We start from the raw sequence: 9,271 nt of genomic DNA, 5'->3' as shown, positions 1-9,271 counted from the left end.
GGTCATTTCCGCCTCCGTTGAACTCGCGCCAAATCTACCGAATTGATAGAATTTAGATGCATTCAATGTTGCCTTTTTTGGCCTAGTGAAGCAATTTTTCGCCTATTTTACCCTAAATGAGGAATGTTTTTCCTCACACAGCGTGACTCGGGATCCTGGGCTCCCGGAGGCGATAATTAGAAACCGCCAGCCCTTCGGCAATGGCCGCGCAGGGTCAACGAGGGTTTCATCCCACGGTGGCCGGCGGAGCTACTCGGCGCCGACGGGAAAGTTGAAGCGTTCTCTTGGAAACGGCTCGTTTTCCAGCGTGAAGTGCCACCATTCGCGGGCATAATTGTTGAAGCCGCCGGCGCGCATCGCCTCGACAAGTCTTTCGCGGTTTGCCGCTACTTCACTGGCGAGCGGTCGGTGAGCCGTTTCGCTCGCCGGGTCGAACACTCGAAGCCAGTGCCGAAATCGAGCATATCGACATCGGTCGCGCCGCAGGCCGGTTTCGGCGCGCTCTTGTGGTCGGTCCGCGCGATCGCGACCTCGACTGTCGATCCGCGCGAATGGGTGGACAGTTCGCCGATATAGCCCTTGGCGATGAGATCCTTGGCGCTTGATGTCACGATGGCTGCCCGTATTGACGTCCGCTGCACTCACCAAGGACGACCCCAATTGGACTGCGCATATTACGCACGCATGGCAACACTGCGCCGCGGTTGCTGGGGGGGAAAGCAGAGTTGAATGGCGAAAGATTGAGGGTCCAATCGTGATGCGGCGGCGCCCAAATTTGCGACAGCGCGCCAACGGGCAAAGACGACCCCGAGCGGAAGTTCGTTCGTCGAGGGCGAATTCACGCCGATGACCCGAACCCACCCTTCCCGGGGCGATTTGGCGGCCCGAAAGCTGACCTTTAGCGGAACCGGCGGTCGTGACCCTGAAGCGACATTCGCATTGAGGTGGACAGCGAGTCTCGTTGACTGGCTGCCGCATCGGCGCATAGTCGTCGACCAGCACGATGCCCCATTTGGGGAACAGTCGTATGAGGGGAGGCAGGCCATGGAAGTCGCCGGTGGCGCTGGTGCCGACGTTCACGTCCCGTATATTCTCGTCCATTCCGATCGCGAGATCAGGCGTCTCAGCCATCAGGCGGGCATCATTAACCCGATCACGCGAAGAATCTTGCTCTCTGCGGGCATGAGCCCCGGGATGCGCGTGCTCGACGTGGGCTGTGGCGCGGGTGACGTTACATTCCTGGTTTCCGAGATGGTTGGCAGCGGAGGTCAGGTCATTGGCGCAGATCGGGCTCCAGCGGCCCTGGCGGCGGCGGAGCGGCGTGCGGCGGCGCATCCGATCCAGAATGTCAGCTTCCGTGAAGGCGATCCCGCGGCACTTTCGTTCGACCGACCGTTCGACGCCGTGATCGGCCGCTACGTTTTGATGTTTCAAGCCGATCCTGTGGCCATGCTGCGTGGCGTCGCTCGTCATCTCCGGCCTGGAGGGACCATCGTCTTCCATGAGCCGGATTGGGACGGCTGTCGATCCAGCCCGCCGGCGCCGACCTACGACCACTGCTGTCGATGGATCGTCGAGACGTTCCGGCGCAGCGGTATCGAGACCAATATGGGTATCAAGCTCGATGCGGCATTCCGCGCGGCTGGATTGACCGCGCCCTCAATGCGTATGGAGGCGGTTGTTGGGGGAACCAATGGCGGCTTCGACTGGTCACACCAGACCACCGAACTCATTGTCACGATGCTGCCGGAAATCCAGAGCCGGGGCGTTGCGACGGCCGCTGAGGTCGATATTGAAACTTTGGGACAGCGGATGCAGGGCGAAATCGAGGCGGGTAGCGTCATCGTGAGCCGTTCGGAAGTAGGCGCCTGGTCGCACGCCTAGAGCTAGTCATGACACTGGGCGGCTGCCTCTCACGAACGACTAAGGCGCATGTCCGCTCTTGGCGCGATCGAGGCGATGCGGACTTCGCCTACTCAGCAGCCGCCAGTGCGGGTCAAACGGCTTGGTTGGGTGGTTCTCTGCCGTCTGTCTCGTCGAGCGGAACGAGCAGGCAGCGCCATTAACGGACTAAGAGTGGATTCTTAGTCCGCACTTAGGGTCCGTACAGAAATTTTCGAATCGATTAGGTTCATTAGGCCGCGGCAATTGGCCGAATCCCGTCAAGGACCTGAAGCAGTTATTGCCATACGGGCCCTTAGTAGCCCCGCTCAAGATTTACGAGATTGGTGATGTCATTGCCCAACTTGATCTGCTCGCACAGACCTGCCACCTGCGCTATGCCCGAATCGACCCAATAGCTTGCCACATGTGGTGTGATGGTCACCTTCGGATGGGCCCATAGCGGACTCGCCTGGTCGAGCGGTTCCGAGGTAAAAACATCGAGGCAGGCGCCTGACAGTTGCCCAGCGTCAATGGCGTGCAGAAGTGCAGCCTCGTCGACGTGTGCTCCGCGTCCGACATTAACGAGGTAGGCGCCGCGCTTCATCAGACGGAAAGTTTCGGAATTAAGTATTCCTCGAGTTTCGGTGGTCAGCGGCAGCGCGCACACGACGAAGTCTCGTTCAGCCAAGGCCTCCTTAAGCGCTGGGGCACCAGCGTAACAGGCCACATCGGCGATTTGCTTAGGGTTGCGGGACCATGCCGCCGTGCGATATCCCAGCTCGGCGAAGAGTCGCGCGGCCCATCCACCGATACGCCCAGCCCCAAGGATAACGATGCGGGTCTCGCTGGTCTTCCGTGGCGCGATCGGGCGCCATCTCTTCTGGGTCTGTTGGAGAGCATATTCAACGACATGGCGTTGCCGGCACAGTACTCTGAGAACAATGTACTGCACAACCTCAGAGGCAAGTTCGCGGGTCGCCAAACGTACGACGCCAACGCCCGCAGGCAGCTCACCCAGTTGCAAGCCGTCTATGCCCGCGCCGAGATAGGCAACTGCACGCAATCGCGTCATACCTTCAAAAAACCTGCGCGGCGTACCCTTATCGATCAGCACCAAGTCAATGTCGCCGGGATCGCCGTGATGGGGCCATAACCGGAAGTCGAGGCCCGAAACGCGCGCCTTGAGAGATCGCGCCCACTCCCCCGCGTCGATATAGTCGGGGTAATCATTCACCATCAGTAAAGTGAGTGCTTTCACCACTACCTCCTAAACACTCTGTTCGACGTACATCAGCCGGAATGGATCGAAGCGGCTATCCGGGCACGCCAGCCATGCGCATCGCCTCTGCGAAGTGATCACGATCTTCTTGACGACGGAATGGGTTGTTGTCGAGCAGAAGCTGGATGCATCCTTTGGCTGCTTGCTCAATGCCCCCCGGCCTTGCTTTCAGCCTCGCTACTGCTTTTTCCGCCCATAGCTTTGCCTCGGCAAGCCTATCAAGCTTGGCAAGTATAGCTGCGCCGAAAAAAGTCGAATCGATAAAGTAGTCGGGGACTCTGATCCGCGCGGCTAGGGCCTCGGGATACCGCCTTGCGGTAAATAGGGCAGTCGCCTGAAAGGCGATATACCAATCGGGGTATCGTGGATTGAGACGCATTGCCGCTTCGCCGCAGGCAACCGCCTTTTCCCCTTCTCCATACATTGCGAGCATGTAGCTGGCATTGGCGAGGCTGTCGGCATCGTTAGGGTTGAACATGATGGCGCGATCCACATGTTTCTTCATGCGCTCATAGTCGCCCCGATAGAGGCAAGGCCATGCCAGCGCGATGTGGGCTTGATAATCGGCTTCATCGAGCGCGAGGGCCCGTTTGGCGCAATCAAAGGCCATGTCATAAGCGCCTCTACCTTCTGCCGCAATTAGCAAATCAAGCGCTTCCATCTGGTAGGTCACCGCTAAACCGGAATAGGCGCGCGAAAAGCTTGGGTCTGTGGCAGCAGCCTTTTCGAAGTGTTGGCGCGCTTCAAGATTGTTCTGACCCACCGTCCACAAGAGATGTTTGCCGCGCAACCAATGGTCATAGGCGATGAGGTTTTCAGGGTGCTTACGCTTAGCGCGTTCCAAGGAATCGTCTTCGAGGCCCACCGCCAGCATGCCCACGATCCTCTGGGTTATCTCGTCCTGAACCGCAAACATATCGGCAATTTCTCGATCATAGCGCTCCGCCCAGATGTGGCTGCCGGTCTCAGCGTCGATGAGCTGCGCGGTTATGCGCAGACGATTCCCGGCGCGACGAACGCTTCCCTCGAGTACATAGGTCACGCCCAAGTCGCGTGCCACGTCGGGGATCTTCATCGTCCGTCCCTTGTAGGTGAACGAGGAATTGCGGGCGATGACGGACAGCGACCGAAAGCGCGAAAGTTCGGTAATGATGTCCTCTGTGATGCCGTCGGAGAAGTACTCCTGCTCTGGATCGCCGCTCATATTGACAAACGGCAAGACGGCGACCCACGGCTTATCGGGTAGCGACAGTGCGCGACGCACCAAGGCAGAGGTATCGGCTGGGCGCACTCGGCAAACGCGCACCAGCTGCTCGATGTTCTTCAGCGCCTGCTCGCCCAGTTCCTCGAACTGCAGATCGAGCCGGTTGCCCAGGTGGTCACGCACTGTGCCCGACACCGCTATGCCACCGGCCGGGGCGACGCTCTCAAGCCTAGCCGCAATATTCACTCCGTCTCCGAAGATGTCCTCGCCCTCGACGATGACATCGCCCAGGTTGACCCCGATCCGCAGTCGGATCGCGCGGTCCTCTGGCATGTCGGCGTTGCGCGCCTCCAGCCGCCGCTGGATGTCGACCGCACAGGCAACGGCGTTAACAACGCTGGGGAACTCAGCCAGAACCCCATCGCCGGTCGCCTTGAAAATCCTACCCATGTGTTCGGCGATCTTTGGATCGACCAGCTCGGCCCGCAGCGCCCTCAGCGTAGTCAGCGTGCCCATCTCGTCATGGCCCATGAGCCGGCTGTAACCGACCACATCGGCAGCGAGTATGGCGGCCAAACGGCGCTGCACGGCGCTCTCGACCACCTCGGACTCCTCCCACGTGTGACGGCTCCGCTTTGGAGCCCAATCAACTACACAATACCAGCGCCTTATGTCAGGGCAATCGGGCGCTCGGATATGACGCCTCCCATCGGCAAGCCATTAGAAGCTACGACACGTACGGGCGGAATGACAGCTTTGGGTCATGGCCGTGAATTGACCCGGAGCAAGCGAGCTTCTGCTTAGGGTCGACTCTGGCCAGTGCGTGAAGGTCGGCTTAGGAGGCGCGACTCGAATGGCGCGAAATGGCGCGTCCCGCTGGTTCGAACATCCGCCCTCGAGAACGCCCTAAATGAGCGTCAAACGACTTGGTTGGGTGTTTTTTTGCCTTCACTCTCGCCGATTGGAATGAGAAAGGAGCGCCAAATCCTGACGTACAGACGAACGGTCGATAAGGTCGCGATCCTGCCCCACATTTCCAGTGCTTCTTCAGGCGGCCTTCAGAACTGTCTTTCTGACGAGTGCGATTTTGCACTCATCGATGAAAGCTGGCAAGAAATGGAGCGCAATCCAAGAACTGGCTCCGGCCGCAAGCGCTAGCGGAGAAGCTATCTCAATCCGGCCCGCCGTGCACCTTCGCGGATGGCGACAAGCGCCGGAGGATTGGTGACCGGATAGGTTCTGATGAACCCCTCGACGGTAAAGCCGGGGAATTCGCTCGCCAATCGGGCGGCGATCTTCGCGGCCTGTGGTACTTCGTCGAGCATTGCATGTCCCATCGACTGGAACAACAGGGTGGCCGGCGAGTCGGGCGGGCTCTGCTGGAACGCCACGACGCTCTCCCGGTAGCGCCCGACCACGAAATTCGTGCGACCAAGCATGCTGAAGTACCAGAGCGGAGCTAGCGGGTTGAGACGTAGAGCCCTCTGGATCAACACGCAGCCCTGCTGCGGATCACCTGTCACCAGTGCTCGGCTTCCGGCAATCATCGCCAGCGTATCGGCATCGTTTGGAGCGGCGGCCAAAGCGCGATCGAGTTCCTCGGCAGCGGCTCCCAAGTCGCCTCGCGCCGCGCGAATGTCGGCCATGCCCTGACGGGCCATGCTGTCTCCCGGATCGAGCAAAAGAGCTTGTTCCATGCACGAGTACCAGCGTTCCAGCGAGACGGATGGATTACTCGCGTACCAGGCTTCGACGGCGTAAGAAAATCCCAACGTCAACCAGGCTCGCGCCAGCCCCGGGTCGAGTTCGACTGCGCGCGACAAGAGACGGATTGCTTCCACGTTCGAGGTGCGGGTGAACACATTGTGCTGTTCGACGCCGAGCAGATAGTAGTCATAGGCACCCAGGCTGGCGGGCGGCTTGCGCCGGATGACATCCCGTCCAAGGTGGGCAAGCTTGCCGCAGCAGCTGACAAGGACATTGACGACGTTCTCGGTGACCATGTCTTGCGTAGCAAACAGATTGTCGGCCGATTGATCGTATCGCGCCGCCCAAAGACCGGCACCACTCCTCACATCGACAAGCTGCACCGAAATGCGGAACTGCTCGCCGGTAGCCTGAAGGCTCCCTTCGAGCAAATAGTCGGCATTCAACTCCCGACCGATGGAGCGCAGATCATCGCGCCTTCCCTTGAACATCAGCATCGTCTGGCGGGCAATCACCGCAAGGGCGGAGTAACGCGCGAGATCGACAATAATATCGGCGGACAAACCGTCGGCAAGCCTTCCCCAACGCTCGTCCGAGCTCAAATTTTCAAAGGGCAGGACCGCGATGACCGGTGGCCCGGAGCCGCCGGGCGACAGACCCTCGAAACGAGCTTGTCCGGACTCTTGCCGGCTCTCACTCGAGAGCAGGCTTGCCAACGCCACTTTGCTGCGAACGCCAAGCTTTCGATAGACCACCGACAGATGGGTTCGAACGGTGGTCGGCGCGATGAACAGCGTCTCGCCGATCTCACGATAGGTCATGCCTTCGGCGAATTTCGCAGCGACCACCCGCTCCCGGTCCGAAAGCCCGGTCAGAGGATTGCCGACTGCGTCAAGCATTGCGTCATTCCGATCCGCGGCGCGTATGGTCGGGAACGTACCGATTTCGCGACACAGCGAAAATACTACAGATGCGGCACCAAAAACACTCCATCTGTACGATCCCGCCAAGTCGTTGCCGCTCCTAGCATCCACGGATCCACAACACGTTGCCCGGTTCACTGTCCAGGCCAGGCAAAATGTCAGGAGGCATCCATGAGAAAGTCATCCGCAGTCGCCGGCATGCTGGTGCTGGCTCTTTCGACCGCGCCAAGTCTCTCCGGCGAAACGACGCCAGTGGGAACGCCAATCTCCATAGAAGCGGTAAGGCTTGCCAGCGACCGCGTCTATTCCGATCTCTTGCGCCGTGCCTATGCGAATGGCTGGCGATACCCACCCGAGCAAATCAAGAGCGGCTTCAAGCGGCATTTCGAGGAAACGAGGCTGCAACTGATCGATCAGGGCTACATCATCGTGCCCGATGTATCGGAAAGTGTTTCGCAGTGACGTTTCTCCGGATCGGGTCGATCACGGCGTGCCTTCATCGGTAATCGCACCCCGCGGCCTTCGTTACTCGTCTTTAGCTGGCGCTGCCGCCAATCCGCCGGACGCGGAGCGAGCGAATGCCACGATTGCCGTCAGTCCGTGATGTAGTCGACTATGGCGGCCAGGCGCGCGGCGACGACCGCGCTCATACTGGTCTGTCCCAAAGAGCCGTGCGGTGTGATGGCGAGCAAAACGAGATCGAAGATGTGCCGGCGGATGATCTCACGGGCTTCCGCAGAACCGTTGAGTGGATGCTTTTCGAGTGTGCAGAGGTAGCCGCGTAGCAATTGCAGCGCCTCGGATACCCCTGGCACGCGCTGCATGACCGCACAGTCGAGCCCGGCGCCAAGACACCACTCCATCTGGCAAAACGCAAGGGGCAACGCGAAGTTGCCGATTATCTCATGTCGCACGGCGTCGTCTTGCCAACGCCGGCCCCGATCTCAACGAAGTTGGCTTCTGCCGACGTCGAGAAAGGCCGGACCTACTTTACCCGCGCGTGTGACCGTTGTCACAATGCCGAGCCACTGGGAGGGAACAAAATGGGACCGAACTTGTGGAGCGTCGTCGGCCGCGATAAGGCATCCATGGCAAAAAGGCGTTACTCCGACCCTTTGCTCGGCTGGGAAGGCGTGTGGACGTACGAGGACCTGAACAGATATCTCTTCGGGCCCATGCTCACCACGCCGGGCGTTAAGATGGAGATACCTGGTGTCTCGGACGAGACCGAACGGGTCAACCTGATCGCGTACTTTCGCACACTCAGTGACAAGCCGATGCCGCTACCCTGAATCGATGATCTCTTGCACAAGTACTGCTACGGACCTGCGTCGGCGGTGATGTCACATAAACGGAGATGGGCTGTCGTTGTGACTATGGGAACGATTTCAGGCGATCACGCCGGCAGCAGCTTTCCATTTCGCCATGGCATTCAGGCGGTGGAGATGGATCTGAAGGCGGAGCGTTTTGAACGGGGCGGGACGAAGAGATTGCGGACTGCAGAGAAAGGTCGAGACGAAACGCTGGAGGCTCCCCGGTGATCGAAAGCCTTGCAACATCCGCTCTCGTTTTCGCAGTGGCACATGCGAATTCTCCGCTCTGTTGTTCAAGCCCTTGTGCGACCGGTGCTCGACGTCCGGCATGACTTGACGCCGCGCTGCTCCCTAGGAGCCGAGCTTGTCGGTGATCAGGCGCTTCGGCACCTGGCCCTGCCTCTTCAACAGCCGTGTCAGCAAGCGTTTGGCGGCCTTGGTGTTGCGCCGGGTCTGGACGATCTCGTCGAGCACATAGCCGTCCTGGTTGACTGCCCGCCATAACCAATGCCTCTTGCCGGCGATCATGATGGCGACTTCGTCGAGGTGCCAGATATCATTTCGACTGGGCTGCTTGCGGCGCAGGCGCCGAGCGTAGTCCAGCCCGAACTTCTTTCCCCACCGACGGATCGTCTCGTAGGAAACGACAATGCCGCGCTCCAGCAGCATTTCTTCGACATGACGCAGGCTCAGCGGAAATCGATAATACAGCCTCACCGCGTGGGCGATGATCTGGGGTGGGAACCGATGCCGTTTGTAGCTGATCTGCGAAGTGTTCATCCCCAGCATCTATCGCAGCGATCCCTGACACGCGGTTGCCGCGACAACGCCCCTATGCCTCGCTCGATAGCGTATTGCGGGCGTCATAGAGTTCGGCAATGAAGTCGGTGATCAAAGTCGAATTGATGCCGTCCGGCGGGCGCAGGAGTAGCGCGCGGAAATTGACGGCTGGCTCGAATGG

At 59.7% G+C, this 9,271-nt stretch carries 9 protein-coding genes and 1 pseudogene; 3 read left to right on the top strand and 7 right to left on the bottom strand.

Annotated features, from left to right (window positions below):
* Positions 1-249: 249 nt before the first annotated feature.
* Together NKK47_RS34155 and NKK47_RS34150 are read right to left on the bottom strand one after the other, a co-directional pair.
* Positions 250-357, bottom strand: coding sequence for a M15 family metallopeptidase (locus NKK47_RS34155; RefSeq protein ID WP_023722474.1), 108 nt, complete (start codon positions 355-357; stop codon positions 250-252).
* 29 nt (positions 358-386) lie between these two features.
* Positions 387-611, bottom strand: a complete 225-nt coding sequence (locus NKK47_RS34150) for a M15 family metallopeptidase domain-containing protein (RefSeq protein WP_352579813.1) — start codon at positions 609-611, stop codon at positions 387-389.
* 433 nt (positions 612-1,044) lie between these two features.
* Between NKK47_RS34150 and NKK47_RS34145 the strand changes: the two genes are divergently transcribed.
* Positions 1,045-1,884, top strand: a complete 840-nt coding sequence (locus NKK47_RS34145; protein WP_352579812.1) for a class I SAM-dependent methyltransferase — start codon at positions 1,045-1,047, stop codon at positions 1,882-1,884.
* Between the two features lie 313 nt (positions 1,885-2,197).
* Here NKK47_RS34145 and NKK47_RS34140 read toward each other — a convergent pair whose 3' ends face one another.
* The 3 genes from NKK47_RS34140 to NKK47_RS34130 all read right to left on the bottom strand — a co-directional run bounded on the left by NKK47_RS34140 (position 2,198) and on the right by NKK47_RS34130 (position 6,973).
* Complete coding sequence (locus tag NKK47_RS34140) at positions 2,198-3,142, bottom strand: NAD(P)-dependent oxidoreductase (RefSeq protein ID WP_352457236.1); 945 nt, start codon at positions 3,140-3,142, stop codon at positions 2,198-2,200.
* Positions 3,143-3,197: 55 nt separating this feature from the next.
* On the bottom strand, positions 3,198-4,970 hold the full coding sequence (locus NKK47_RS34135) for an adenylate/guanylate cyclase domain-containing protein (protein ID WP_352579811.1): 1,773 nt from the start codon (positions 4,968-4,970) through the stop codon (positions 3,198-3,200).
* A gap of 563 nt (positions 4,971-5,533) precedes the next feature.
* Positions 5,534-6,973, bottom strand: a complete 1,440-nt coding sequence (locus NKK47_RS34130; protein ID WP_352579810.1) for a LuxR C-terminal-related transcriptional regulator — start codon at positions 6,971-6,973, stop codon at positions 5,534-5,536.
* 195 nt (positions 6,974-7,168) lie between these two features.
* Here NKK47_RS34130 and NKK47_RS34125 point away from each other — a divergent pair, with 195 nt between their 5' ends.
* Complete coding sequence (locus NKK47_RS34125) at positions 7,169-7,459, top strand: hypothetical protein (protein WP_352579809.1); 291 nt, start codon at positions 7,169-7,171, stop codon at positions 7,457-7,459.
* A gap of 131 nt (positions 7,460-7,590) precedes the next feature.
* On the opposite strand, the gene NKK47_RS34120 is transcribed toward NKK47_RS34125, so the two are convergent.
* Positions 7,591-7,911 carry a hypothetical protein gene (locus NKK47_RS34120; RefSeq protein ID WP_352579808.1) on the bottom strand — a complete coding sequence of 107 codons (321 nt, stop codon included), beginning with the start codon at positions 7,909-7,911 and terminating at the stop codon, positions 7,591-7,593.
* Between the two features lie 129 nt (positions 7,912-8,040).
* Here NKK47_RS34120 and NKK47_RS35320 point away from each other — a divergent pair, with 129 nt between their 5' ends.
* Positions 8,041-8,289 carry a c-type cytochrome gene (locus tag NKK47_RS35320; protein ID WP_502905099.1) on the top strand — a complete coding sequence of 83 codons (249 nt, stop codon included), beginning with the start codon at positions 8,041-8,043 and terminating at the stop codon, positions 8,287-8,289.
* 96 nt (positions 8,290-8,385) lie between these two features.
* Here the strand turns inward: NKK47_RS35320 and NKK47_RS34110 are convergent.
* Positions 8,386-9,090: pseudogene (locus NKK47_RS34110) on the bottom strand (IS6 family transposase).
* Between the last annotated feature and the right edge of the window lie 181 nt (positions 9,091-9,271).

Origin of the sequence: Mesorhizobium sp. M0019, from assembly GCF_040323975.1 — a bacterium.
In the GTDB taxonomy this organism is placed as follows: domain Bacteria; phylum Pseudomonadota; class Alphaproteobacteria; order Rhizobiales; family Rhizobiaceae; genus Mesorhizobium.
Note: the sequence above shows the minus strand (reverse complement) of the source record. Positions and strands in the feature narration are given on the sequence as shown.